Genomic DNA, 26,307 nt, shown 5'->3' on the forward strand with positions numbered 1-26,307 from the left:
TCACAGCGCTCGTTTATGTCAGACTTGGCTTTTATAAAACTGATAGGAAGAGTCTACCAGAGATGCTCAAACAGGTAGAAATTTTCACCGACGGCTCCTGCCTTGGCAATCCCGGCCCCGGTGGCTACGGCGCGATATTACGCTATAAGCAGACGGAAAAAACCTTCAGCGAGGGTTTTCGTCTGACCACCAATAATCGCATGGAAATGATGGCGGCGATCGTGGCGCTGGAAGCGCTGACCGTACCCTGCGCCGTGACGCTCAGCACCGACAGCCAGTATGTGCGCCAGGGCATCACCAGTTGGATCCATAACTGGAAGAAACGCGGCTGGAAAACCGCCGACAAAAAGCCGGTTAAGAATGTCGATCTGTGGCAGCGGTTGGATCTGGCCATTCAGCGCCACGAGGTAAAATGGGAATGGGTCAAAGGCCACGCCGGCCACCCGGAGAACGAACGTTGTGACGTGCTGGCGCGCGAAGCGGCCGGCAAGCCGACGCAGGAAGACGTCGGTTACCAACCGGAAGCCTAAGGCAGTTTGCGGTAGCTCTTGGTCGCGCCCACCGCGCGGCTGAGAGAAGGCTTTCTCGCCCCCAGTTTCATCGGCGTAGGCGTCAGCGGCAAGGTGCGTTTGCGCGCCACAATCACGCTCATGCAGCCCAGCGCCGGCAAATGGGTGCATAAAAACTTACCGCCCTTGCGATGCCACGGCAACACGTGAAAACGCGACTGATGCAGCACCTCATAATTCAGCAGGCTTAGCCAATCCAACAGCCGCATCTGGGTAAACATGCGGCTGACATAGGGCTGGCGATGACGTAATCCGGGCACCAGCTTGCCCAATCCCAACAGGCTGAACGGATTGAAGCTGCTGATAACCAACCAGCCGTCGTCGATCAATACCCTGTCCACTTCGCGCAGCATGCGGTGCGGATCGTCCGCATAGGACAGCGTATGCGCCAACAGGCAGGCATCCACCGACTTGGCGGCGAACGGCAGTTGATAGGCATCGGCGATCACCTGCAGCCCTTCGCCTTCCAGCCCTACGTTGACCTGATGGGAAATCGCGCATTTGTCCGTGGCCAGCTCGGCGCTGAGCATGCCCATCTTCAGCAGATGGAAACCGAACAGCTTCGGCCACCAGGGTTGCAACTGCCGCTCGAGCGCTTCACGATAGTACTCCCCCCACGGCAGCTCAGCCCATGACTGCGGGCCGGTGAGCTTTTGTAGAGTATGGGCTGGTTTCATGATTTATTATCTTCTTTCAAGCCGTTGCCAACGAGAGGTACACCATGAATCTTATCAGCATTCCCGCCTTCCAGGACAATTACATTTGGTTATTGGATGACCGGCAGGGACGCTGCATTATCGTCGATCCGGGTGAAGCGCGACCGGTGCTCGAGGCGCTGCAGCGTCTGCAACTGGCGCCGTCGGCGATCCTGTTGACCCACCACCATCACGATCACGTCGGCGGCGTGGCGCAAATCGTCGCGAAGTATCCCGGTCTGGCCGTCTATGGGCCGCAAGAAACGGCGGACAAAGGCGCCAACCACATCGTCCGCGACGGCGACACCTTTGACATCGATGGCCACCATTACAGGACTATCGCCGTTCCCGGCCATACGTTGGGCCATGTGGCATTCTATAGTGCCCCTTATCTGTTCTGCGGCGACACAATTTTCTCCGCCGGCTGTGGCAGGCTGTTTGAAGGCACCGCCAAACAAATGTACGACTCATTTCAACAACTCGCGCAACTTCCCGATAACACCTTAATTTGCTGCGCGCATGAATATACTCTTTCAAATCTTAAGTTTGCGCGAGCTATTTTGCCGGAAGATCGAGAGATTGAAACATATCAACAACATGTTGAAGCATTAAGGGCAAAAGGCCAAGCCAGCGTGCCGACCACGTTGCAATTAGAGCGCAAAATTAACCTGTTTTTACGTTGCCATGACGCTGATTTACAAAAGAAATTAGGCTTTAATTCACCACCGGAAAGCCTTCATTCGGTTTTTTCCGAATTACGCCTGCAGAAAGATAACTTCTAAGCTTTTAGTTGTGTTATTTGGCGAAGCAAAGTATTATTGCTCGTCTTTTAAGCAACTACATTGACACACACATGAAGGCTAAAGCGATATTTCTCGCCTCAGTCTTGCTAGTGGGTTGCCAGTCGTCCAGGCAGGACGCACCGGCGCCAGAACAGCATGCACAGAGTTTGTCTTCGGCTGGTCAAGATGGTGAAGCAGGAGAGTACACAGCAAATGGCCGAGCGAGCTCGGCGCGGTGGTTGGATAACAACAGTCCCGCCGCGCAACAGGACCTGTGGAACTTCATTAGCGACGAGCTGAAGATGGAGGTTCCGGAAAATTCCCGGATCCGTGATCAGAAAAGAAAGTACTTAAAAAGTAAGAGCTATCTCCACGATGTAACATTACGGGCAGAGCCGTACATGTACTGGATAGTCGGGCAGATTAAGAAACGTAATATGCCGATGGAACTGGTACTGCTACCCATAGTGGAGAGCGCTTTTGACCCACACGCCACGTCAAGTGCCAACGCCGCAGGGCTATGGCAAATCGTGCCGCAAACGGGTCGCAATTATGGTTTGAAAAACAATCAGTGGTATGACGGTCGGCGCGATGTCGTCGCCTCGACAACCGCTGCGCTTAACATGATGCAGCGCTTGAACCGCATGTTTAACGGCGACTGGTTACTGACCGTAGCCGCCTATAACAGTGGTGAAGGCCGCGTGATGCAAGCGGTGAAGGCAAACAAACGCCAGGGTAAGCCAACCAATTTCTGGGCATTGTCGCTTCCGCGTGAAACGTCAATCTATGTCCCGAAAATGCTGGCGCTGAGCGACATCATCAAGAACAGCAAGAAGTACGGTGTGAAACTCCCGAAAACGGATGAAACCCGTGCGCTGGCGCGTATCGATGTCGGGCAGCAGATCCAGCTGACTCAGGCGGCTGAGATGGCGGGGCTTTCAGTCACCAAGATGAAAGCGTATAACCCAGGCTATAAAAAAGGCGTTACGGCACCCAACGGGCCCCATTACATCATGGTTCCCAAAGGTCATGCCGATCAGCTGAAAGACTCGCTGGCCGATGGCCAGATCGCCGTGACTCAGCCAACGACGCAGTTGGCGAAGAACAGCGGTTTGTCCGGTGGCAGTTCGTATAAAGTGCGCTCCGGCGACACCTTATCGGCCATAGCCAAGCGGCTGAACGTTAAGACCAGCGATTTGCAGAGTTGGAACAACTTGCGCGCCAAAAGCGCCTTAAAAGTTGGGCAAACCCTGCAAGTGGCCAGCAATACTGGCAGTAACAGCAGCATCACCTACCAGGTTCGCAAAGGTGATTCGCTTGCCAGTATCGCACGTCGTCACGGCGTCGATATTAACGACGTGATGCGTTGGAATTCAACGCTCGCCAAAGGCAGCCTGCAGCCAGGTTTGAAGCTGACCCTGTTTGTCGGCAACAAGATGACGCCGGATACTTAAATTTTCGGCACAAAAAAAGCACCCTTCGGGGTGCTTTTTTATTACCTGCGATTCACCAAACCGGCGAGTCCTTCTCCGGGTGAAACTCCACTAACAACGGATTGTGATCCGACGCGCTGGTCACCAGCACCGAGGCTTCCACGACCCCCAGGTTACGGTAAAACACGAAGTCCAACGGGCGGCCAAAGGCCTTGCGGCGGTGATCGTCGGTGAAGCTCACCTCGCGCAGCGCCATTTCGCCGGCAAAGTCATACAGCGCATTGATACGTTTACGGCTCCAGGCGTTGAAGTCCCCCGCCATGATCACCGGCCCCCGGTGGCTGGCGATCTGCTCGCCAATCGGTCCCAGCTGCTTGCTGTACACGTCGACGCCCAGGCTGAAGTTAACCGCATGGATATTCACCACCATCAACAGCTCGCCATTGTACAGCGGATAAACGGTGATCAAGGCCGACTTGGACAGCCGCAGCAGCGGCTCACGCTCGCGCAGCGGGCAGCAGTAAACCGGATGAGCGGCTGCCAGCGTCATCACGCCGGAAGGATGTTGCGGCAGCACAAAGGCCGGCACCTGATCGGCCGCCAGATAGTTGGCGGTAGCGTAGCTCACCAGCTCCGGCGTGGTTTGCGCCTCTTGCAACAACACCAGCTGCGCATCTTTGCCATGATTTTTCAGCACCGAAAGCCAGTCGGCTCGTTGCTGTTTGAAAATATTCCATACCATGACGCGCAGAGCGCCGGTCGTCGGCAGCGCAGCCCCGGGCGGCAACGGCTGGTTAACGGCGCCAGGAAAAATTCGCTCAACTGGCTGACCTGCAACATACCTCATTGCATAAGTTCGTTTCGGCACGCGATTCGCCTATTACCCATTAACGTGAAAACTGGCGATGAACACTCGCCAACGATGAAATGATTATACGCCTCCCCTGCACAGAGGGCATGGCTTTTGCGGGCATTACCTTTTCAGTTATAGGGGCCGTCTGCAGCGATTTCAATCTTCTGACGGTATAGCTGTGTAAAGACGGGGAGTAATAGGTGAAAAATGCGAAAAGGCCCGCAAAATGCGGGCCAGACAGCAATGATTTTGTGTATCAAGCCGTTTGCAACTGAGACTTTTTATCCAGGCGGCCGCTGAGGCTAACCAGCAACAGTGCAACCACCACGATCAGCGCGCCAATCCAGGGAGTCTGCGCCAGCCCCAGTGAGGCGACGGTCTGACCGCCAATCACCGAACCGAGCGCAATACCGATGTTGAACGCCGCGATATTGAGACCGGATGCCACATCCACCGCATTTGGCGTATATTGCGCGGCTTTCTGCACCACATACACCTGCAGCCCCGGCACGTTGCCGAAAGCGAACACGCCCATCACAATTACCGTCAGCAGAGCGGCAATGCTATAACTCGCAGTAAACTGGAATACCAGCAATAAAACGGCCAGCGCAGCAAAGATAAAGCTCAACGCACGCACGGCCCCATGACGGTCGGCCAGCTTGCCCCCCCCAGATGTTGCCCACCGCCACCGCGACGCCATAAGCCAACAGTATCCAACTCACGGTTGGAGCAGAGAAACCCGCCAGTTCCTGCATCATCGGCGCAAGGAAGGTAAAGGTCGTGAAGACCCCGCCGTATCCCAAAGCGGTAATCGCATAAATCAACAGCAGACGAGGATGAGTCAGTACTTTCAGCTGTTCCCGCACGCCGGCGCTGCCCTGGTTCTTGATATTGTTCGGCACCAGAATAATGCTGGCCACCGTAGCGACAGCGCCAATCAGAGAAACGGCCAGGAAGGTTTCACGCCAGCCAAACTGCTGGCCGATGAACGTTCCCAGCGGTACGCCGGTCACCAGCGCCACCGTCAGGCCGCCAAACATGATGGCGATGGCGGAAGCCGCCTTCTCTTTCGCCACCAGGCTCGTCGCGATGGTGGAACCGATAGAGAAGAATACGCCGTGCGCCAGGCCGGTCAACAACCGGGCGATCACCAACGATTCATAGCTTGGTGATTGCCAGGCCAACAGGTTGCCGAGAGTGAACAGCACCATCAAACCAACCAGCAGCATTTTGCGCGGTATGCGACTGGTCAGGGCCGTCAGTACCGGCGCGCCGATAGCAACGCCGAGGGCATAGATAGTCACCAGCAATCCAGCGGACGGTACGGTCACCCCCAGCTGCTCCGCAATCGTCGGGATCAACCCGACAATCACGAACTCGGTCGTGCCGATAGCAAAAGCACTGATGGTTAAGGCAAGTAATGCGAGAGGCATTTTTTACTCCGAAATAACATTCAAGTTGATGACGACGATTATCGGCCTATGCTTAAATGATAAAAATGCTCAAAATTTCAAATTAACTTTGCCACGGGAGCAAAAATGAAAGCAAACTCAGACGAGCTGATCACCTTTGTCACCGTCGTGGAAAGCGGCAGCTTCAGCCGGGCGGCCGAACGCCTGGAACAAGCGAATTCCGTAGTCAGCCGAACGGTGAAAAAGCTGGAAAGTAAACTGGGGGTAACGTTGCTCAACCGCACCACGCGCCAAATCAGCCTGACTCAGGAAGGAGAGAATTACTTTCGTCAGGTGCAGAAGGTACTGAACGACATGGCCGCGGCAGAAAATGCGCTGATGGAAAGCCGCCAGCGTCCGCAAGGCCTGCTGCGCGTCGATGCGGCAACGCCGGTGGTGCTGCATATGCTGACGCCTTTAGTGGCGGAGTTCCGCGAACGTTATCCTGAAATGTCGTTATCGCTGGTGTCTTCGGAAAACTTTATCAATTTGATCGAGCGAAAAGTGGATATCGCAATCCGCGTAGGCGAGCTGACCGACTCCACGCTGAAAGCACGTAAACTCATGACCAGCTATCGGCATGTGCTCGCCTCCCCCGCCTATCTGGCCCAGCACGGCACGCCGCTAACGGTAGAAGATCTTGAACACCACTGCTGCATCGGATTCAACGACCTGCCCAGCTTGAATCGCTGGCCGCTGGCTTGTTCAGATGGCAGCCAGTTGGAAATTACCCCCGGCTTGACCACCAATAGCGGAGAAACCCAGCGTCATCTCTGCCTGCATGGCAACGGCATCGCCTGCCTGTCGGACTTTATGAGCGACGAAGATATCAAACGCGGAGATTTAGTCCCGGTTCTGGTAGAAGCAACGCTGCCGGTCGCCATGCCGATCAACGCGGTATATTACAGCGACAGCGCCGTCAGCAACCGTCTGCGCAGCTTTATTGATTTTGTGAGTGAATATCTGAAACGATAAAAAAGGCGCCCCGGTGGACGCCTTAAGTTAACTACTGCGAGGAATGATTAATCCCAGTTTGGCGCCAGGCCTTCCGGGCTAACCAGACGGCCGTTGCACTCCAGTGCGGCGATCTGCGCCATATCTTCGTCAGTCAGCGTCAGTTGCTGCGCCAACAGGTTGCTCGCCAGGTTTTCACGCTTGGTCGAGGATGGAATAACCGCATAGCCCAGCTTCAGTGCCCAAGCCAGGACAACCTGTGCAGGGGTCGCATTGTGACGTGCGGCGATGCTTTTGATCGTTTCATCCTGCAGCGCTTTGCCATAGGCCAACGTCATGTAAGAAGTGATGGCGATGCCATGCTGCTGCGCGAATGCTACCACCTTACGGTTCTGCAAGAACGGTGACAACTCGATTTGGTTGGTGGCGATTTCATCGGCGCCAATCGCGTCAATCGCTTGCTGCATCAAATCGATGGTGAAGTTAGATACGCCAATTTGGCGAGTCAGCCCCAGCTTTTTCGCTTCCAGCAGCTCAGCCATAAACTCGGCAACCGACACTTCATCGTTGGGTGACGGCCAGTGGATCAGCGTCAGATCAACGTAGGACGTTTGCAGTTTTTTCAGGCTTTCTTGCAGGCTTGGGATCAACGTGCCTTTCGCCAGGTTCGCGATCCAAATCTTGGTGGTGATGAACAGGTCTTCACGTTTCACGCCGCTGGCAGCGATAGCCTGGCCAACAGCCGCTTCGTTTTCATAGATCTGTGCGGTATCGATAGTGCGATAGCCCAGCTCGAGTGCGGTGCTGACAGAATCGATAACAACCTGATCCTGAAGGCGGAAAGTACCTAAACCAAATGCAGGGATGCTCATAATGTTTTCTCTCATTAACGGGTAGATGCGGTATGAGGAAGATTATGGCAACTTTTTTATTGATCAAAAACGCCTGGTTCGGCATAAGACTTTTGATCTAAAGGCAACAATATGGAGAAAGCAAGGCTGTCAGGAGGGACAATTCCAGCCTGAGAAGCGCAAAATTCAGATATGAAAAAGCCCTGAGTCAGAGACTCAGGGCTTATCAATTAAGTGGCGGAACGGACGGGGCTCGAACCCGCGACCCCCTGCGTGACAGGCAGGTATTCTAACCAACTGAACTACCGCTCCACCGATTCTTTTACGTTGCATCTCTCGATGCCGGCAAATTCGCGCTCTGCGATTTGCGCATTACCAGTCGTCACACTGATAACGTTTATTTGATGCCTGGCAGTGTCCTACTCTCGCATGGGGAGACCCCACACTACCATCGGCGCTACGGCGTTTCACTTCTGAGTTCGGCATGGGGTCAGGTGGGACCACCGCGCTATTGCCGCCAGGCAAATTCTGTTTCATTCCAACCGCGCCACTCTCGTGCCGCCATCAGAACCAATCTCGGAACTTCGCTGAAAATCTCTCTAAAAACACCTTCGGTGTTGTAAGGTTAAGCCTCACGGATCATTAGTACTGGTTAGCTCAATGCATCGCTGCACTTACACACCCAGCCTATCAACGTCTTAGTCTTAAACGTTCCTTCAGGGGCCTTAAAGGCCCAGGGAAGACTCATCTTGAGGCAAGTTTCGCGCTTAGATGCTTTCAGCGCTTATCTTTTCCGCACTTAGCTACCGGGCAATGCCATTGGCATGACAACCCGAACACCAGTGGTGCGTTCACTCCGGTCCTCTCGTACTAGGAGCAACCCCTCTCAATCTTCCAACGCCCACGGCAGATAGGGACCGAACTGTCTCACGACGTTCTAAACCCAGCTCGCGTACCACTTTAAATGGCGAACAGCCATACCCTTGGGACCTACTTCAGCCCCAGGATGTGATGAGCCGACATCGAGGTGCCAAACACCGCCGTCGATATGAACTCTTGGGCGGTATCAGCCTGTTATCCCCGGAGTACCTTTTATCCGTTGAGCGATGGCCCTTCCATTCAGAACCACCGGATCACTAAGACCTACTTTCGTACCTGCTCGAGCCGTCACTCTCGCAGTCAAGCTAGCTTATGCCTTTGCACTAACCTCACGATGTCCGACCGTGATTAGCTAACCTTCGTGCTCCTCCGTTACTCTTTGGGAGGAGACCGCCCCAGTCAAACTACCCACCAGACACTGTCCTCACCCCGGATCACGGGGCCGAGTTAGAACATCAAACATTAAAGGGTGGTATTTCAAGGATGGCTCCACGCAGACTGGCGTCCACGCTTCAAAGCCTCCCACCTATCCTACACATCAAGGCTCAATGTTCAGTGTCAAGCTATAGTAAAGGTTCACGGGGTCTTTCCGTCTTGCCGCGGGTACACTGCATCTTCACAGCGAGTTCAATTTCACTGAGTCTCGGGTGGAGACAGCCTGGCCATCATTACGCCATTCGTGCAGGTCGGAACTTACCCGACAAGGAATTTCGCTACCTTAGGACCGTTATAGTTACGGCCGCCGTTTACTGGGGCTTCGATCAAGAGCTTCGCCTTGCGGCTGACCCCATCAATTAACCTTCCAGCACCGGGCAGGCGTCACACCGTATACGTCCACTTTCGTGTTTGCACAGTGCTGTGTTTTTATTAAACAGTTGCAGCCAGCTGGTATCTTCGACTGGCTTCAGCTCCATCCGCGAAGGACTTCACCTACATGCCAGCGTGCCTTCTCCCGAAGTTACGGCACCATTTTGCCTAGTTCCTTCACCCGAGTTCTCTCAAGCGCCTTGGTATTCTCTACCTGACCACCTGTGTCGGTTTGGGGTACGATTTAATGTTACCTAGAGCTTAGAGGCTTTTCCTGGAAGCAGGGCATCAACTACTTCTGCACCGTAGTGCATCGTCATCACGCCTCAGGGTTAGTATGTAACCGGATTTACCAGGTCACACCCCCTACACGCTTAAACCGGGACAACCGTCGCCCGGCTAGCCTAGCCTTCTCCGTCCCCCCTTCGCAGTAACACCAAGTACAGGAATATTAACCTGTTTCCCATCGACTACGCTTTTCAGCCTCGCCTTAGGGGTCGACTCACCCTGCCCCGATTAACGTTGGACAGGAACCCTTGGTCTTCCGGCGAGCGGGCTTTTCACCCGCTTTATCGTTACTTATGTCAGCATTCGCACTTCTGATACCTCCAGCAACCCTCACAGGCCACCTTCAACGGCTTACAGAACGCTCCCCTACCCAACAACGCCTAAGCGTCGCTGCCGCAGCTTCGGTGCATGGTTTAGCCCCGTTACATCTTCCGCGCAGGCCGACTCGACCAGTGAGCTATTACGCTTTCTTTAAATGATGGCTGCTTCTAAGCCAACATCCTGGCTGTCTATGCCTTCCCACATCGTTTCCCACTTAACCATGACTTTGGGACCTTAGCTGGCGGTCTGGGTTGTTTCCCTCTTCACGACGGACGTTAGCACCCGCCGTGTGTCTCCCGTGATAACATTCTTCGGTATTCGGAGTTTGCATCGGTTTGGTAAGCCGGGATGGCCCCCTAGCCGAAACAGTGCTCTACCCCCGAAGATGAGTTCACGAGGCGCTACCTAAATAGCTTTCGGGGAGAACCAGCTATCTCCCGGTTTGATTGGCCTTTCACCCCCAGCCACAAGTCATCCGCTAATTTTTCAACATTAGTCGGTTCGGTCCTCCAGTTAGTGTTACCCAACCTTCAACCTGCCCATGGCTAGATCACCGGGTTTCGGGTCTATACCTTGCAACTATTCGCCCAGTTAAGACTCGGTTTCCCTACGGCTCCCCTATACGGTTAACCTTGCTACAAAATATAAGTCGCTGACCCATTATACAAAAGGTACGCAGTCACACCACGAAGGTGCTCCCACTGCTTGTACGTACACGGTTTCAGGTTCTATTTCACTCCCCTCGCCGGGGTTCTTTTCGCCTTTCCCTCACGGTACTGGTTCACTATCGGTCAGTCAGGAGTATTTAGCCTTGGAGGATGGTCCCCCCATATTCAGACAGGATGTCACGTGTCCCGCCCTACTCATCGAACTCACGACCTGTGCATTTTAGTGTACGGGGCTATCACCCTTTGCTGCGCGACTTTCCAGACGCTTCCACTAACACACAAGCCGATTCAGGTTCTGGGCTCCTCCCCGTTCGCTCGCCGCTACTGGGGGAATCTCGGTTGATTTCTTTTCCTCGGGGTACTTAGATGTTTCAGTTCCCCCGGTTCGCCTCATGCCACTATGTATTCATGACATGATAGTGTGTCGAAACACACTGGGTTTCCCCATTCGGGTATCGCCGGTTGTAACGGTTCATATCACCTTACCGACGCTTTTCGCAGATTAGCACGCCCTTCATCGCCTCTGACTGCCTAGGCATCCACCGTGTACGCTTAGTCACTTAACCTCACAACCCGAAGATGTTTCCATCGTTCGCGCTGCAAACATTTGAGAGACTCTATGACAGGTTACTCTTCATCCCAATACATCTACGGAGGGATAAATTTCAGCCGTCATGTTTCAATTTTCAGCTTGTTCCAGATTGTTAAAGAGCAATATCTTAAACATGACTCGCAAGTCATCTTTAAGATTTTTTCGGTCTGTTGTGACCGGTGATAATGTCTTTCACTCATTATCGGAATGGCGTCCCCAAGGGGATTCGAACCCCTGTTACAGCCGTGAAAGGGCAGTGTCCTAGGCCTCTAGACGATGGGGACACGAAAATCCGATTAAACTGAATAACTTAATCGGTTCGTATCAGCATGAATGACTCATGGCATCAACAGGTAGCGCTTTGCTCGTTACTTTTCATCAGACAATCTGTGTGAGCACGCCACTCGAACTAATATCTTTAGGTAAGGAGGTGATCCAACCGCAGGTTCCCCTACGGTTACCTTGTTACGACTTCACCCCAGTCATGAATCACAAAGTGGTAAGCGCCCTCCCGAAGGTTAAGCTACCTACTTCTTTTGCAACCCACTCCCATGGTGTGACGGGCGGTGTGTACAAGGCCCGGGAACGTATTCACCGTAGCATTCTGATCTACGATTACTAGCGATTCCGACTTCATGGAGTCGAGTTGCAGACTCCAATCCGGACTACGACATACTTTATGAGGTCCGCTTGCTCTCGCGAGGTCGCTTCTCTTTGTATATGCCATTGTAGCACGTGTGTAGCCCTACTCGTAAGGGCCATGATGACTTGACGTCATCCCCACCTTCCTCCAGTTTATCACTGGCAGTCTCCTTTGAGTTCCCGGCCGAACCGCTGGCAACAAAGGATAAGGGTTGCGCTCGTTGCGGGACTTAACCCAACATTTCACAACACGAGCTGACGACAGCCATGCAGCACCTGTCTCAGAGTTCCCGAAGGCACCAAAGCATCTCTGCTAAGTTCTCTGGATGTCAAGAGTAGGTAAGGTTCTTCGCGTTGCATCGAATTAAACCACATGCTCCACCGCTTGTGCGGGCCCCCGTCAATTCATTTGAGTTTTAACCTTGCGGCCGTACTCCCCAGGCGGTCGATTTAACGCGTTAGCTCCGGAAGCCACGCCTCAAGGGCACAACCTCCAAATCGACATCGTTTACAGCGTGGACTACCAGGGTATCTAATCCTGTTTGCTCCCCACGCTTTCGCACCTGAGCGTCAGTCTTCGTCCAGGGGGCCGCCTTCGCCACCGGTATTCCTCCAGATCTCTACGCATTTCACCGCTACACCTGGAATTCTACCCCCCTCTACGAGACTCTAGCTTGCCAGTTTCAAATGCAGTTCCCAGGTTGAGCCCGGGGATTTCACATCTGACTTAACAAACCGCCTGCGTGCGCTTTACGCCCAGTAATTCCGATTAACGCTTGCACCCTCCGTATTACCGCGGCTGCTGGCACGGAGTTAGCCGGTGCTTCTTCTGCGAGTAACGTCAATTGATGAACGTATTAAGTTCACCACCTTCCTCCTCGCTGAAAGTGCTTTACAACCCGAAGGCCTTCTTCACACACGCGGCATGGCTGCATCAGGCTTGCGCCCATTGTGCAATATTCCCCACTGCTGCCTCCCGTAGGAGTCTGGACCGTGTCTCAGTTCCAGTGTGGCTGGTCATCCTCTCAGACCAGCTAGGGATCGTCGCCTAGGTGAGCCATTACCCCACCTACTAGCTAATCCCATCTGGGCACATCTGATGGCAAGAGGCCCGAAGGTCCCCCTCTTTGGTCTTGCGACGTTATGCGGTATTAGCTACCGTTTCCAGTAGTTATCCCCCTCCATCAGGCAGTTTCCCAGACATTACTCACCCGTCCGCCGCTCGTCACCCAGAGAGCAAGCTCTCTTGTGCTACCGCTCGACTTGCATGTGTTAAGCCTGCCGCCAGCGTTCAATCTGAGCCATGATCAAACTCTTCAATTAAAAGCTTGATTTGCTTCCACTCGAGAAGCGATGCTCAAAGATTTACTGCATGAATTTTACTTCAGTTAGTCACTCTTCAAGACTTGATATTTTTTTTGCATCCGAAGATGCTGGATATCGTCTTGTGGAGTGCCCACACAGATTGTCTGATAAATTGTTAAAGAGCAGTGCCGAGAAACTCATCGGCGCGGGCTGCGTATATTACGCTTTTCGCCCTGAGAGTCAAGCGTTTATTTCGCTTTCTTCTCGCTGACCCGGCGGCTTGTCAGTCGTTGTTCCCGGTCAGTGGAGGCGCATTATAGGGAGTTCTCGGCGGGCCGCAACCCCTAAATGAAAAAAACTTTTCAAGCGTTCAAATAATCACCAAAAATACCTTTTTAGGATGTTTATTAGTCAAAAAATACCGGTTTTAACACAGTAATAGCGGCAAACCCTGTAAATAGGGACAAACGAAGATAAAGAAAAGGGAGCGGTCACCCGCTCCCTTTCATCTTTATTACGCTAGATTGCCGTTATTGGCGTGCAACGATATGGTCGTTTTCCACATCCAACGTGACCAGCTTGCCAGGGATCAGCTTGCCGGACAGTATTTGCTGCGCCAGTGGGTTCTCGATCTCCTGCTGAATAGCGCGTTTCAACGGACGCGCACCATATACAGGGTCGTAACCCGTTTTGCTCAACAGCGCCAGGGCCGGTTCGGTCATGGTCACTTCGTAACCGCGCTCTTCCAAACGTTTGTACAGACGCGACAGCTGAATCTTGGCGATCGCGGCGATGTGTTTCTCGCCCAGTGGGTGGAACACCACCACTTCGTCGATACGGTTGATGAACTCCGGACGGAAGTGGTGACTCACCATCTCCATCACCGACTCTTTCATCTGCGCGTAGTTCATCTGGCCGAAATGCTCCTGGATCAGATCGGAGCCCAGGTTGGACGTCATGATCACCACGGTATTACGGAAATCGACGGTACGGCCCTGGCCATCGGTCAGGCGGCCGTCATCCAACACCTGCAACAGAATATTGAACACGTCCGGATGCGCTTTCTCGACTTCATCCAGCAGAATCACCGAATAAGGCCGGCGACGTACGGCTTCCGTCAGGTAGCCGCCTTCTTCATAACCGACATAACCCGGAGGCGCACCGACCAGACGCGAAACGGAGTGTTTCTCCATAAACTCGGACATATCGATACGTACCATGGCGTCGTCGCTGTCGAACAGGAACGAAGCCAGTGCCTTGCATAGCTCGGTTTTCCCCACCCCGGTCGGGCCGAGGAACAGGAACGAACCGATCGGCCGGTTAGGATCGGACAACCCCGCACGGCTGCGGCGAATCGCATTGGAGACCGCGCTGACCGCTTCGTCCTGGCCAATAACCCGCGAATGCAGCTCTTGCTCCAGGCGCAGCAGCTTGTCGCGCTCCCCTTCCAGCATTCTGGCGACCGGGATCCCGGTTGCACGCGCCAGCACTTCAGCAATCTCCGCATCGGTCACCCGGTTGCGCAGCAGCTTCATGCTCTTGCCTTCGGCCTGCGTGGCGGCGGAGAGCTGTTTCTCCAGCTCAGGGATTTTGCCGTATTGCAGTTCTGACATCCGCCCCAGATCGCCGACGCGACGCGCCTGCTCCAGGGTGATTTTGGCCTGCTCGAGTTCGGCCTTGATGTTCTGGGTGCCGGAGAGCGAGGCTTTTTCCGCTTTCCACTCTTCCTCCAGCTCCGAATATTCGCGCTCTTTCTGCCCCAGCTCATCGCTGAGCATGTCCAGGCGTTTCTTACTGGCGTCGTCAGACTCTTTATTCAGCGCCTGCTGTTCCAGCTTCAATTGGATAATGCGGCGCTCAAGCCTGTCGAGCGACTCCGGCTTGGAGTCCATCTGCATGCGAATGCTGGACGCCGCTTCGTCGATCAGGTCGATAGCCTTGTCCGGCAATTGACGATCGGCGATATAGCGGTGCGAAAGCGTTGCCGCCGCCACGATGGCCGGGTCGGTGATCTGCACATGGTGGTGCAGTTCGTAACGTTCTTTCAAGCCGCGCAGGATAGCGATGGTGTCTTCCACGCTCGGCTCCGCCACATACACTTTCTGGAAACGGCGTTCGAGCGCCGCATCCTTCTCTATATACTGACGATACTCGTCGAGCGTAGTCGCGCCAACGCAGTGCAGCTCGCCGCGCGCCAGCGCCGGTTTGAGCATGTTGCCCGCATCCATGGCACCATCCGCCTTACCGGCGCCGACCATGGTGTGCAGTTCGTCGATAAACAGGATAACGCTGCCTTCCTGCTTGGCCAGATCGTTGAGCACGCCTTTCAGGCGCTCTTCAAACTCGCCGCGGTACTTGGCACCGGCGATCAAGGCGCCCATATCGAGGGACAGTACGCGCTTGTGCTTCAGCCCTTCCGGCACTTCGCCGTTGATGATGCGCTGCGCCAGGCCTTCGACGATGGCGGTTTTACCCACGCCGGGTTCGCCGATCAGCACCGGGTTGTTTTTGGTACGACGCTGCAGCACCTGAATGGTACGACGGATCTCTTCGTCACGGCCGATTACCGGGTCAAGTTTGCCCTGCTCGGCGCGTTCGGTCAGATCGATCGTGTATTTCTTCAATGCTTGCCGTTGGTCTTCGGCGCCTTGGTCTTCCACGCTGTCACCGCCTCTCATCTGTTCAATGGCTTTGCTGATTTTGTCGGCCGTCGCGCCGGCCGCTTTCAACAAGTCGGTCAACGAGCCGCGGTCTTCCAGCACCGCAAGCACAAACAGCTCGGAAGAAATGAATTTGTCCGCGCGCTTCTGCGCCAGCTTGTCGCACAGATTCAAGACGCGCACCAGCTCGTGGGACGGTTGAACGTCGCCACCGGTGCCTTCTACCTGCGGTAAACGGGACAGTGCCTGTTCGATTTCGGTGCGCACACGCCCGGCATCGATACCTGCGGAAGTTAATAGTGGACGAACCGTGCCCCCTTCCTGATTGAGCAGGGCGCTCATCAGATGTAGCGGTTCAATAAACTGGTTGTCGTGCCCAAGGGCTAGTGACTGGGCATCGGCGAGGGCAAGCTGGAATTTGTTGGTAAGACGATCCAGACGCATAACACCTCCAAGATGGGTCGAAATTGCTACTGGAGATTAAATGAGGTCATCCCTCAAATTTTCAAGGTTATCTCGACGCTAAATTTTCGGTACAACGCCATGCGTCGTTGGATCGTCCTAATTCAATAGGTTATATCAGCCAGATTAAACTTGCCAGACGTCCGGTTATTCCATCGCGTCGATAGGAGAAAAAATGACTCTTTTCGTTAACCGTGCAGCGGTCGCCGCCGTAGATGGCCTGCACGCCTGCCCGCAACAAACGTTGGCGAGCCAGTAAGTAGATATTAGCCAAAAACTTATCGCCATGCGGCGTAAAGGCAGCCTCGGCTTCGGCGTCTTCCGCGATAAAGGCGGCACGCACCTCCGGCCCGACTTCAAACTGCTGCGGGCCGATCGCCGGCCCCAACCAGGCGCTGATCTGGCCCGGTGCGGCGGTGAACGCCGCCACGGTTTGTTCCAGCACGCCCTGGCATAGCCCACGCCAACCGGCATGAGCGGCGGCCACTTCATCGCCGTTCTGCGAGCAGAACAGCACCGGCAGACAATCCGCCGTCATCACGGCACACACCTGCCCAGGCACGTTGCTGTACACCGCATCCGCCCGCAGATCGGCGGGCGGATGCCCCGTCAACGTCACCACGCGGGTGCCATGCACTTGCTCGAGCCACACCGGCATCTGCGGCAAGCCGGCGGCGGTAACCACCCTTTCCCGATTGCGTTTCACCGCTTGCACCTCGTCGCCGACGTGAGCGCCGAGATTCAGCGAGTCATAAGGCGGCAGGCTGACGCCGCCGCCGCGCGTTGTGCTGCACGCTTTAACGCCGGGAGGCAACGGCCAGTCGGGCAGAATGAGCGAATTCATTACCAGTCCATCTGATCTTTGAATTCTTCGGTGTCCGCCTTCAGCGCGTTGATCAGATCGACCATATCCTGCGGCAGCGGCGCATGCCACTCCATCTGGATACCGCTGATCGGATGATACAAACGCAGCATGGTGGCGTGCAGCGCCTGACGGTCAAAGCCGCGCAGCGTGTTGATGAAGGCTTCCGAAGCGCCTTTCGGCGGACGTGGACGGCCGCCGTACAGCGGATCGCCCACCAGCGGATGGCTGATGTAAGCCATGTGTACGCGGATCTGGTGAGTACGACCGGTTTCCAGGCGCAGACGCAGGCGGGTGTGCGCACGGAAATGCTCCATGATGCGGTAGTGCGTTACCGCCGGTTTACCCATCGGGTGCACCGCCATATGGGTGCGTTTGGTGGAGTGACGCGCGATAGGCTCTTCTACCGTGCCGCCGGCGGTCATGGTGCCGATCGCCACCGCTTCGTATTCACGGGTGATTTCACGCGCCTGCAGCGCTTCCACCAGCCGGGTTTGCGCCGGCACGGTTTTCGCCACTACCATCAGGCCGGTGGTGTCTTTATCCAGACGGTGCACGATGCCGGCACGCGGTACGTCGGCGATTTCCGGGTAATGATACAGAGCGCATTGAGCACCGTGCCGTCTGGGTTACCGGCACCGGGATGCACGACCAAATCGCGCGGCTTGTTGATCACCAGGATGTCGCTGTCTTCATAGACGATATCCAGCGCGATATCCTGTGGCTCCCAACGCGCCTCTTCTTCAATCTGTGCATCGATGGCGACTGTCTCTCCGCCCAGCACCTTCTCTTTCGGTTTATTTGACGTTTTGCCATTGACCTTCACCCGATCGCCCAGGATCCACTCTTTTATGCGAGATCGTGAATAATCAGGGAACAATTCGGCCAAAGCCTGATCTAAACGTTGTCCGAGTTGAGATTCGGCCACCGTTGCGGTGAGTTGTACTTGTTGTGCCATATGCAGCTTCTTCGTTAACGTTGGGTTTTCACGGCGATGCCGTTTAATATAATGTGCTATTGTACCTGGTCTTTGTCGGGAGCTTAACGGACAGTCTCCCGGAATAACACCCTGAGGATAATCAAAACGTCATGACGCGTATGAAATATCTGGTGGCGGCAGCCACGTTGAGCCTGGCGCTGGCAGGTTGCTCCACATCCAAGGATGCGGTTCCCGACAACCCACCTTCGGAAATCTATGCTACCGCGCAGCAAAAACTGCAGGACGGTAACTTCAAGGGCGCGATTACGCAACTCGAAGCGTTAGATAACCGCTATCCTTTCGGGCCGTATTCCCAGCAGGTCCAGCTGGATTTGATTTACGCCTACTATAAGGCTGCCGACTTGCCGATGGCTCAGGCATCCATCGATCGCTTCATGCGTCTGAACCCGACGCACCCGAACATCGATTACGTGATGTACATGCGCGGTCTGACCGACATGGCGCTCGATGACAGCGCACTGCAGGGCTTCTTCGGGGTTGACCGTTCTGACCGCGATCCTCAGCACGCTCGCGCTGCGTTCCGCGACTTCAGCCAGTTGATTCAGCAATACCCGAACAGCCAATACGCGACCGACGCCAACAAGCGTTTGGTGTATCTGAAAGACCGCTTGGCCAAGTATGAGCTTTCGGTGGCGGAATACTACACTAAACGCGGTGCTTACGTCGCGGTCGTTAATCGCGCCGAGCAGATGTTGCGTGAATTCCCGGATACCAAAGCGACGCACGACGTGTTGCCGCTGATGGAAAATGCCTACAAGCAGCTGCAGCTGAACGGCCAGGCTGACAAAGTGGCCAAAGTGATCGCCGCCAACCCGCAATAAGTGCGCGTCGGCAACGGCAGAAAAACAAAACGGCAGCCTCGGCTGCCGTTTTCATTGGCGTCGACCGGTTTTTTACTGGAAAAATATACAAGTAAAAACACGGTGTTAGCTAGCGCTCCTCACCGGTCAACTCATCGATAATGCGCCATCCGGCGGCAACTCTCAAGCATTAGATAGCCAATTCAGATGCTGAATCACAGATTGAACTAACTTTGCAAAAAGTGACAAAAAATCGTGATTTACATCACGCATTTAAACAAAAAGCGGGGTATGCTGGATTCACCAAGACGGAAAGACAGAGAGGTAAGTTATATGACATTGAACATTACCAGCAAACAAATGGATATCACTCCCGCAATCCGCAATCACGTCGAAGACCGTCTCACCAAACTGGAAAAATGGCAGACCCAGCTGATAAACCCGCATATCGTCTTATCTAAAGAACCGCAGGGGTTTGTCGCCGACGCTACCATTACCACGCCTAACGGCCCGCTGGTCGCCAGCGCAAAACATGATGACATGTACACCGCCGTTAATGAGCTGATCGCCAAGCTGGAACGCCAACTGAACAAGGTGCAGCATAAAGGCGAAGCGCGCCGCTGCAATGCCAGCGTGAAAGACATCGTGCCGGAAGTCACGCAAGAGCAGGAATAACCGTCCGACAGCGATTGCCGCATCAAACGCGCCCGAGGGCGCGTTTTTTGTCGGGTATTTTTGTTGACGGGGTAAAAGCCAGCGGTTACTTTAAAACCTGTTCGCATTAACCTTAGGTAGACCATGCCACGCACACCGTTTTTCTTCGCATTCTTTTTTACCTTCCCCTGACTGGGAGGCGTTTCGTCGTGTGAGAAAGAATGCGAAGACGAACAATAAGGCCTCCTGGAAACAGGAGGCTTTTTTTATGGCTGTTTTACAACGAATAAGAACTGAAGGCGGAAGCTGATTATGACTGACAACCCGTTATTGGTGCTGCGCGAGCGCATCAGCGCACTGGACTTGAAACTGTTGGCCCTGCTGGCGGAACGCCGTGAGCTGGCGATCGAAGTCGGCAAGACCAAGCTGCACTCTCACCGCCCGATCCGCGATAAAGAACGCGAGCGCGATCTGCTGGATGCGCTGATCGCCGCCGCCAAGCCTTACGACCTGGACGGCTTTTACGTCACCCGCCTGTTTCAACTGATCATCGAAGATTCCGTCCTGACCCAGCAGGCGTTGCTACAGCACCAGCTCAACCCCGTCAGCCAACATTCCGCCCGCATCGCCTTCCTCGGCCCAAAAGGCTCTTACTCACATCTGGCAGCACGCCAATACGCTGCCCGCCACTTCGATCAGCTGATCGAATGCGGCTGCCAGAAGTTTCAGGATATCTTCACCCAGGTGGAAACCGGCCAGGCGGACTATGCGATTCTGCCTATCGAGAACACCAGCTCCGGGTCGATTAACGAGGTGTACGATCTGCTGCAGCACACCAGTCTGTCGATCGTCGGCGAACTGACCAACCCGATCAACCACTGCGTTCTGATTGCCGGCGACAGCGATCTGAGCCAGATTGAAACCGTCTACAGCCACCCGCAACCGTTCCAGCAGTGCAGCCAGTTCCTGAACCGCTTCCCGCACTGGAAAATCGAATACACCGAAAGCACCGCCGCCGCGATGGAGAAAGTCGCCAAGCTGAATTCGCCGAAGGCGGCTGCTCTGGGCAGCGAAGCCGGCGGCGCACTGTATGGGCTGCAGGTGCTGGAACACAACCTCGCCAACCAGCAGCAGAACATCACCCGTTTTATCGTCCTGGCGCGTAAAGCGATCGACGTCTCCGAACAGGTGCCGGCCAAAACCACGCTGATCATGGCGACCGGCCAACAATCCGGCGCACTGGTCGAAGCGCTGCTGGTACTGCGCGACAACGGCATCATCATGACCAAGCTGGAGTCACGCCCGATCAACGGCAATCCGTGGGAAGAGATGTTTTATATCGATGTGCAGGCCAACCTGCGCGCCGAGGCGATGCAAAAAGCGCTGCGCGATCTGACGCCAATCACCCGCTCGCTGAAGGTGCTGGGCTGTTACCCGAGCGACACCGTGGTGCCGGTCAACCCATCCTGAAACCATAAAAAAAGGGTTCGGCTTGGCCGAACCCTTTACGCTTACTGCCCGCGTTTCACTGCCGGCTGTCGTTAGCCTGCCGCAACAGCGTGCGGCTCTCCACCAGGAAGCGCTGGGCGTAATCGCCGAACCAATGCTCTACCTTGCGGAAGCTATCGATAAACGCCTGTTTGTCGCCATGCTCCAACAGCTTGATCGCCTCGCCGAAGCGCTGGTAGTAACGCTTAATCAGCGCCACGTTTTCTTCCGACGACATGATGATGTCAGCATACAGCTGTGGATCCTGCGCAAACAGGCGGCCAACCATCGCCAGCTCCAGCCGGTAGATCGGCGAGGAGAGCGCCAGCAGCTGCTCCAGTTGCACGTTCTCTTCCGCCAAGTGCAGCCCGTAGGCGAAGGTGGCGAAGTGCCGCAGCGCCTGAATAAACGCCATATTCTGATCGTGTTCGACAGCGCTGATGCGATGCAGCCGCGCCCCCCACACCTGCAGCTGTTCAAGCAACCATTGGTAAGCCTCCGGTTGGCGGCCATCGCAGTAAACCACGACCTGCTTCGCCACGCTGCCCACGTCCGGACCAAACATCGGATGCAACCCCACCACCGGGCCGCTGTGCGCCGCCAACATCGCATGCAGCGGACGGTTCTTCACCGACGCCAGATCCACCAGAATGCAGTCGTCGGGCAACGGCGGCAGGCGGCTTATCACCTGCTCAGTCACATGGATCGGTACGCTGACAATCACCATGCCGGCGTCGGCCAACAGCTGCTCCGCCTGCGGCCAATCTTCCTGATCCAATACCCTGACCTGATAACCCGACAGCGTCAGCAGACGGTTGAACAGCCGGCCCATCTGGCCGTTGCCGCCGATGATGACGATCGGCCGCAGCTGCGGGCACAGAGTTTTAAAACCTTTATCGTTCTCGCTGACGTACGATTCGCGCATCACGCGGCGCAAGACGTCCTCGATCAAATCCGGCGGCACGCCGAGGTTTTCCGCCTCCTGACGGCGCGAGGCCAGCATCGCCGCCTCGCGCTCCGGCACATAAACCGGTAAACCGTGGCGGCTTTTCACCTCCCCCACTTCCGCTACCAGATGCAGGCGTTTCGCCAGCAGATCCAGCAACGCTTTGTCCACCTCGTCGATTTGATCGCGCAGCGCGGTCAGTTCTGCCACCATAACTTACTTTTCTCCCGTGCGTGCCGTCAGCGCAGCGCCGAGTTCCTGATGCATGTGGCGCAGCAGCGTTTCCGTGCTCTCCCAGTCGATGCAGGCGTCGGTGACGGATACGCCGTAACGCATGTCTGCACGCGGCTGTTCGGAAGACTGATTGCCCTCATGCAGATGGCTCTCCAGCATAATGCCGGTGATCGAGCGGTTACCCGCTTTGATCTGCTCCACCACGGACTCGGCCACCGCCGGCTGACGGCGATAGTCTTTATTCGAGTTGCCATGGCTGCAATCTATCATCAAGGACGGATGGAGTCCCGCCTCGAGCATCTGTTTTTCACAGGCCGCAACGTGCTCGGCGCTGTAGTTCGGGGTTTTACCGCCGCGCAGGATCACGTGCCCGTCCGGATTGCCCTGAGTCTGCAGCAGGCAAACCTGGCCCGCCTGGTTGATGCCGACGAAGCGGTGCGGCATAGCGGCGGCGCGCATGGCATTGATGGCGGTACCCAGGCTGCCGTCGGTGCCGTTTTTGAACCCGACCGGCATCGACAGGCCAGAAGCCATTTCACGGTGGGTCTGCGATTCGGTGGTACGCGCACCGATCGCCGACCAGCTGAACAAGTCCCCCAGGTACTGCGGGCTGTTCGGATCCAACGCTTCGGTAGCCAACGGCAAGCCCATGCCCACCAGATCCAGCAACAGGCGACGCGCGATATGCAAGCCTGCTTCAACGTCAAACGAACCGTCCATGTACGGATCGTTGATCAAACCTTTCCAGCCGACAGTGGTTCTGGGTTTTTCAAAATAGACGCGCATAACGATATACAGCTGATCGCTCAAGTCAGCCGCCAGGGTTTTCAAACGACGGGCGTAGTCCAGTGCCGCATCCGGATCATGGATCGAACAAGGTCCGCACACGACCAACAGACGGTGATCGCGCCCCTGCAAAATGTTGGCGATGGTGTTGCGCGCGGTGGCGATTTCATTTTCGTCGTCGGCACTAAGCGGGAACTGGTTCTTCAGCTCCTCCGGCGTGATGAGAACCTGTTCTGCACTGATGTGTACGTTATTGAGCGCGTCTTTTTGCATGATGCTATTCCTGTCGTTTGGCGTTATGCGTTGAAATGGAACATTGAGCGTTTCAGGGCACTACCTTATCACGAGATGTAAAGTTTTAAATCCAATTTCTGTAAATAAAAAATTACCGCATTTAATCTTATGAAAAAGCATGCGTATAAACATCAATAAAATACAATAAAATAACACAAATTCAATAACATATATAAACAACAAGATTGTCAAAACGCGCCGGTACGCTTTCCCAGCGAAGACCCTAGAGTGTAAACATATTTGTACAATTTGTTTTACAGGCAAGATACGCCGCCCGTCTCGGCGCCAACGAACGGGCAGGCGCGGATACCGTCAGACTCAGCACGAAATGCCGCCGAAAGCGATGAATTTAAGTAGAAGAAAAGCGAATAAATGAGGAATAAAAATTAAAAACTTAAGCTAATGGCGGCTATTTTTGTCGCCGAAGTGAACCGATATAATGTGACCGTCATCAACAATAACCACCCTTAACAACTGGATCCAAGATGCTCTCTTCCCGCGCTCGCCGCGCTTTTCCGCTGTATATTTGCTGCTTAACGACTTTCACCAGTGTTTCAGCCCTTGCCGACAATACGCTTTTCACCGCGATGGACGATCCGGCCACCGCCAAGAAACCGTTCGAAGGCAACGTGCAGGCGGGCTACAACGCCCAGTCCGGCAACTCGCAAAGCTCCACCCTGTTGGCCAACACCAACATGACCTGGTTCAATACCGACGCGGCGTATAGCCTGTGGGGGGCGGCCAACAACACCACCTCCTCCAACGTGCGCTCGTCCGAAAAGTACCAGGCCGGTGGTCGTACGCGCTATAACCTGACCGATCGCAATTACCTGTTTGGCCAGGGCAGCTGGCTAAGCGATCGCTTTAACGGTTATGACTCACGCTCCACGCTGACCGGCGGTTACGGCCGTCAACTTCTCAACGGGCCGCTCAGCGATCTGCGGGTGGAATTCGGTCCCGGCGTGCGCCATGATGAATACCACGGCGGCGGCCGCTCGACCAAAGGGCTGGCTTACGGTGCAGCCAACTATTCCTATCAGCTGACCGACAATACCAAGTTCATTCAGGGCGTTTCCGCGCTGGCGAACGAGGAAACCACGCTGAACTCGGAAAGCGCATTGAACGTGGCGATCAACGATCGCTTCTCACTGCGCGTGGCCTACACCGTGACCTACAACAGCAAACCGCCGGCCTCAGCGCCTAAGAATACCGACACGACCACCTCGGTCACGCTGGTTTACGGCCTGTAATCTCCTCGCCCAGAATCTCTTGAAGCCCATCATCGATGGGCTTTTTTTATGCCTGCCGCCCTCTTTTGCACAATCTGCTAAAAATATTCATCCCACCCATTGACGACTTTAGCAAATAGCTTAATACTGTATGCATATACAGTAATTATTATACAGCCTCGGGGCATGATGGATTTCGATAGAGTGTGGCCAGAAACGTATCGATGGCCACCACAGCTCCCGAGATACTGTAAACAAAGCGAGCATAAGCTATGGAGAAAATCACCTCATTCATCACCTACGCCATGGCGCTGTTTCTCGCCTGGCTCGGCAAGCTGTCACCGCAGGACATTGCCTTTCTAGTCGGTGCGGCGGTAGGAATCGGCACGTTTCTGGTGAACTGGTACTACCGACGTAAAAGCCTGCAAATCTTAAAGGCTATTGAACGCAATGCGGCGTCACGGAGGAACATTTACGATGAGTGCAATCGTTAAGCGCTGCAGCGTCGCCACCGTTTTGGCCATCGCCGTGCTGTTGCCGTCATTTGGCGAGCTGCAAACCTCAGAAGCCGGCCTCAGGCTGATCGCCGATCTCGAAGGCTGCCGCCTGTCGCCTTACCAGTGTAGCGCCGGGGTGTGGACACAGGGCATTGGACACACTGCTGGCGTCATCCCAGACAAGACGATAGATGAACGCAAAGCCGCGGTGGATTTGATAGACGATGTTCGCCGCACCGAGCGCGGCATGGCCACTTGCCTGCCGCATACGCTCTCGCAACAAACCTATGACGCGGTGATCGCCTTCGCCTTCAACGTGGGTGTCGGCGCAGCCTGCCACTCTACGCTGGTCGCGCTGCTGCAACAGCGCCAGTGGCGACAGGCCTGCGATCAGTTGCCTCGCTGGATTTACGTAAACGGAAAGAAAAACAAAGGGCTGGAACAGCGACGTGCTACGGAACGCGCACTGTGCTTGCAAGGCATTGCCTCATCATGACGGGCTCGCTCGCCTAAGTGGTGATGCCACAACAATTTCACTTAATTTGTTCAAGGGGGTTCTTATGATGCACTGTCCACTATGCGGTCACGTGGCCCACACTCGCTCCAGCCGCTATCTGAGCGAGTCGACCAAAGAGCGTTACCATCAATGCCGCAACATCAACTGCAGCTGCACGTTTGCCACGCACGAATCCGTTGCTCGGGTGATCGTCAAGCCCGGCGATGACATTGTCCCGGCGCAGCCGCACCCATCGGAGAATCCGCATAAACAAAGCGCCGCCGCGCTGTGATGCAAAAAGCCTGCTGATGCAGGCTTTTTAATGTCGCTACAACGCGGCCAAATCTCGAAATGCACCACAGCTGGATTTTCAGATAAAAAAAGGGGTTGGCATAAGCCAACCCCTGGTAACTATTAACTTTTGGATGCAGCGTTAGTTAACGCGGTTCAGACGCTCTTTGATACGAGCAGACTTACCAGTACGTTCACGCAGGTAGTACAGTTTAGCTTTACGAACGGCACCACGACGTTTAACAGTAATGCTGTCGATTACTGGGGAGTGAGTCTGGAATACGCGCTCAACACCTTCGCCGTTGGAAATCTTACGAACAGTGAATGCAGAGTGCAGACCGCGGTTACGGATAGCGATAACCACGCCCTCGAATGCCTGCAGACGTTTTTTGCTACCTTCAACGACCCATACCTTCACTTCCACGGAATCACCCGGACGGAATGCAGGTACGTCTTGTTTCATCTGCTCTTGTTCAAGTTGCTTAATAATGTTGCTCATAATATGTCTCTTACCCTAG

At 54.9% G+C, this 26,307-nt stretch carries 20 protein-coding genes, 2 tRNA genes, 3 rRNA genes, 2 pseudogenes and 1 other annotated feature; of the genes and pseudogenes, 12 read left to right on the top strand and 15 right to left on the bottom strand.

What is annotated here, in order from left to right:
- The first annotated feature begins 62 nt into the window (after positions 1 to 62).
- A complete protein-coding gene (rnhA, locus tag FHU12_RS17500) occupies positions 63 to 530 on the top strand; it encodes a ribonuclease HI (protein WP_033649910.1) in 468 nt (155 codons plus the stop codon).
- Here the strand turns inward: rnhA and FHU12_RS17505 are convergent.
- Entirely contained in the window at positions 527 to 1,246 is a 720-nt protein-coding gene (locus tag FHU12_RS17505; protein WP_141970849.1) for a class I SAM-dependent methyltransferase, read from the bottom strand. The genes rnhA and FHU12_RS17505 overlap by 4 nt on opposite strands.
- Positions 1,247 to 1,290: 44 nt before the next feature.
- Here FHU12_RS17505 and gloB point away from each other — a divergent pair, with 44 nt between their 5' ends.
- Entirely contained in the window at positions 1,291 to 2,046 is a 756-nt protein-coding gene (gene gloB, locus FHU12_RS17510; protein ID WP_141970851.1) for a hydroxyacylglutathione hydrolase, read from the top strand.
- Positions 2,047 to 2,117: 71 nt separating this feature from the next.
- Positions 2,118 to 3,500 (top strand): murein transglycosylase D, encoded by a 1,383-nt coding sequence (gene mltD / locus FHU12_RS17515; protein ID WP_141970853.1) that lies wholly within the window; start codon positions 2,118 to 2,120, stop codon positions 3,498 to 3,500.
- 52 nt (positions 3,501 to 3,552) lie between these two features.
- Here the strand turns inward: mltD and FHU12_RS17520 are convergent, their stop codons facing one another.
- Positions 3,553 to 4,347 (bottom strand): endonuclease/exonuclease/phosphatase family protein, encoded by a 795-nt coding sequence (locus FHU12_RS17520; RefSeq protein WP_025160092.1) that lies wholly within the window; start codon positions 4,345 to 4,347, stop codon positions 3,553 to 3,555.
- A gap of 241 nt (positions 4,348 to 4,588) precedes the next feature.
- Positions 4,589 to 5,765: pseudogene (locus tag FHU12_RS17525) on the bottom strand (MFS transporter).
- Positions 5,766 to 5,870: 105 nt separating this feature from the next.
- Between FHU12_RS17525 and yafC the strand changes: the two are divergent.
- The gene (gene yafC, locus FHU12_RS17530) at positions 5,871 to 6,758 is read left to right on the top strand and encodes a DNA-binding transcriptional regulator YafC (protein ID WP_141970855.1); all 888 of its coding nucleotides are present in this window, start codon (positions 5,871 to 5,873) and stop codon (positions 6,756 to 6,758) included.
- A gap of 47 nt (positions 6,759 to 6,805) precedes the next feature.
- On the opposite strand, the gene dkgB is transcribed toward yafC, so the two are convergent.
- The 9 genes and pseudogenes from dkgB to rluD form a co-directional block, all read right to left on the bottom strand.
- A complete protein-coding gene (gene dkgB, locus FHU12_RS17535) occupies positions 6,806 to 7,609 on the bottom strand; it encodes a 2,5-didehydrogluconate reductase DkgB (protein WP_141970857.1) in 804 nt (267 codons plus the stop codon).
- A gap of 214 nt (positions 7,610 to 7,823) precedes the next feature.
- Positions 7,824 to 7,900: transfer RNA gene (locus tag FHU12_RS17540), tRNA-Asp, on the bottom strand.
- Between the two features lie 94 nt (positions 7,901 to 7,994).
- A 5S ribosomal RNA gene (gene rrf, locus FHU12_RS17545) occupies positions 7,995 to 8,110 on the bottom strand.
- A 99-nt stretch (positions 8,111 to 8,209) separates the two neighbouring features.
- Positions 8,210 to 11,117 (bottom strand): 23S ribosomal RNA (locus FHU12_RS17550).
- Positions 11,118 to 11,351: 234 nt separating this feature from the next.
- Positions 11,352 to 11,427 (bottom strand) — tRNA-Glu (locus tag FHU12_RS17555).
- 139 nt (positions 11,428 to 11,566) lie between these two features.
- A 16S ribosomal RNA gene (locus tag FHU12_RS17560) occupies positions 11,567 to 13,108 on the bottom strand.
- Together the 16S, 23S and 5S rRNA genes with 2 tRNA genes alongside form the textbook arrangement of a ribosomal RNA operon.
- Positions 13,109 to 13,620: 512 nt before the next feature.
- Positions 13,621 to 16,194 carry an ATP-dependent chaperone ClpB gene (gene clpB / locus FHU12_RS17565; protein ID WP_141970859.1) on the bottom strand — a complete coding sequence of 858 codons (2,574 nt, stop codon included), beginning with the start codon at positions 16,192 to 16,194 and terminating at the stop codon, positions 13,621 to 13,623.
- Positions 16,195 to 16,324: 130 nt separating this feature from the next.
- Complete coding sequence (yfiH, locus tag FHU12_RS17570) at positions 16,325 to 17,056, bottom strand: purine nucleoside phosphorylase YfiH (RefSeq protein ID WP_141970861.1); 732 nt, start codon at positions 17,054 to 17,056, stop codon at positions 16,325 to 16,327.
- A pseudogene (gene rluD / locus FHU12_RS17575) lies at positions 17,056 to 18,032 on the bottom strand (23S rRNA pseudouridine(1911/1915/1917) synthase RluD). Before rluD ends, yfiH begins: the two are co-directional and overlap by 1 nt.
- A 131-nt stretch (positions 18,033 to 18,163) precedes the next feature.
- On the opposite strand from rluD, the gene bamD reads away from it, so the two are divergent.
- From bamD to pheA, 4 genes are all read left to right on the top strand, one after another.
- Entirely contained in the window at positions 18,164 to 18,895 is a 732-nt protein-coding gene (bamD, locus tag FHU12_RS17585) for an outer membrane protein assembly factor BamD (RefSeq protein ID WP_004932456.1), read from the top strand.
- A 312-nt stretch (positions 18,896 to 19,207) separates the two neighbouring features.
- Positions 19,208 to 19,549 carry a ribosome-associated translation inhibitor RaiA gene (gene raiA, locus FHU12_RS17590; protein WP_004932457.1) on the top strand — a complete coding sequence of 114 codons (342 nt, stop codon included), beginning with the start codon at positions 19,208 to 19,210 and terminating at the stop codon, positions 19,547 to 19,549.
- 122 nt (positions 19,550 to 19,671) lie between these two features.
- Positions 19,672 to 19,798: a sequence feature (Phe leader region), on the top strand.
- Positions 19,673 to 19,720 carry a hypothetical protein gene (locus tag FHU12_RS17595; RefSeq protein WP_101428074.1) on the top strand — a complete coding sequence of 16 codons (48 nt, stop codon included), beginning with the start codon at positions 19,673 to 19,675 and terminating at the stop codon, positions 19,718 to 19,720. Its footprint overlaps the feature before it by 48 nt.
- Before the next feature lie 42 nt (positions 19,799 to 19,840).
- A complete protein-coding gene (gene pheA / locus FHU12_RS17600; protein ID WP_049204228.1) occupies positions 19,841 to 20,998 on the top strand; it encodes a bifunctional chorismate mutase/prephenate dehydratase in 1,158 nt (385 codons plus the stop codon).
- 55 nt (positions 20,999 to 21,053) lie between these two features.
- Here pheA and tyrA read toward each other — a convergent pair whose 3' ends face one another.
- Together tyrA and FHU12_RS17610 are read right to left on the bottom strand one after the other, a co-directional pair.
- Positions 21,054 to 22,175, bottom strand: a complete 1,122-nt coding sequence (tyrA, locus tag FHU12_RS17605; RefSeq protein WP_016929015.1) for a bifunctional chorismate mutase/prephenate dehydrogenase — start codon at positions 22,173 to 22,175, stop codon at positions 21,054 to 21,056.
- A 3-nt stretch (positions 22,176 to 22,178) separates the two neighbouring features.
- On the bottom strand, positions 22,179 to 23,255 hold the full coding sequence (locus FHU12_RS17610) for a 3-deoxy-7-phosphoheptulonate synthase (protein ID WP_038871801.1): 1,077 nt from the start codon (positions 23,253 to 23,255) through the stop codon (positions 22,179 to 22,181).
- Between the two features lie 506 nt (positions 23,256 to 23,761).
- Between FHU12_RS17610 and FHU12_RS17615 the strand changes: the two genes are divergently transcribed.
- From FHU12_RS17615 to FHU12_RS17630, 4 genes are all read left to right on the top strand, one after another.
- The gene (locus FHU12_RS17615; RefSeq protein WP_141970863.1) at positions 23,762 to 24,526 is read left to right on the top strand and encodes a DUF481 domain-containing protein; all 765 of its coding nucleotides are present in this window, start codon (positions 23,762 to 23,764) and stop codon (positions 24,524 to 24,526) included.
- A gap of 251 nt (positions 24,527 to 24,777) precedes the next feature.
- Positions 24,778 to 24,999 (top strand): HP1 family phage holin, encoded by a 222-nt coding sequence (locus FHU12_RS17620; protein WP_141970865.1) that lies wholly within the window; start codon positions 24,778 to 24,780, stop codon positions 24,997 to 24,999.
- A complete protein-coding gene (locus FHU12_RS17625) occupies positions 24,983 to 25,498 on the top strand; it encodes a lysozyme (RefSeq protein WP_141970867.1) in 516 nt (171 codons plus the stop codon). Before FHU12_RS17620 ends, FHU12_RS17625 begins: the two co-directional genes overlap by 17 nt.
- 64 nt (positions 25,499 to 25,562) lie before the next feature.
- A complete protein-coding gene (locus tag FHU12_RS17630) occupies positions 25,563 to 25,790 on the top strand; it encodes an ogr/Delta-like zinc finger family protein (RefSeq protein ID WP_141970869.1) in 228 nt (75 codons plus the stop codon).
- A 141-nt stretch (positions 25,791 to 25,931) separates the two neighbouring features.
- On the opposite strand, the gene rplS is transcribed toward FHU12_RS17630, so the two are convergent.
- On the bottom strand, positions 25,932 to 26,288 hold the full coding sequence (rplS, locus tag FHU12_RS17635) for a 50S ribosomal protein L19 (protein WP_019455136.1): 357 nt from the start codon (positions 26,286 to 26,288) through the stop codon (positions 25,932 to 25,934).
- Positions 26,289 to 26,307 lie beyond the last annotated feature (19 nt).

Origin of the sequence: Serratia marcescens, assembly GCF_006715005.1 — a bacterium.
Taxonomy (GTDB): Bacteria; Pseudomonadota; Gammaproteobacteria; order Enterobacterales; family Enterobacteriaceae; genus Serratia; species Serratia montpellierensis.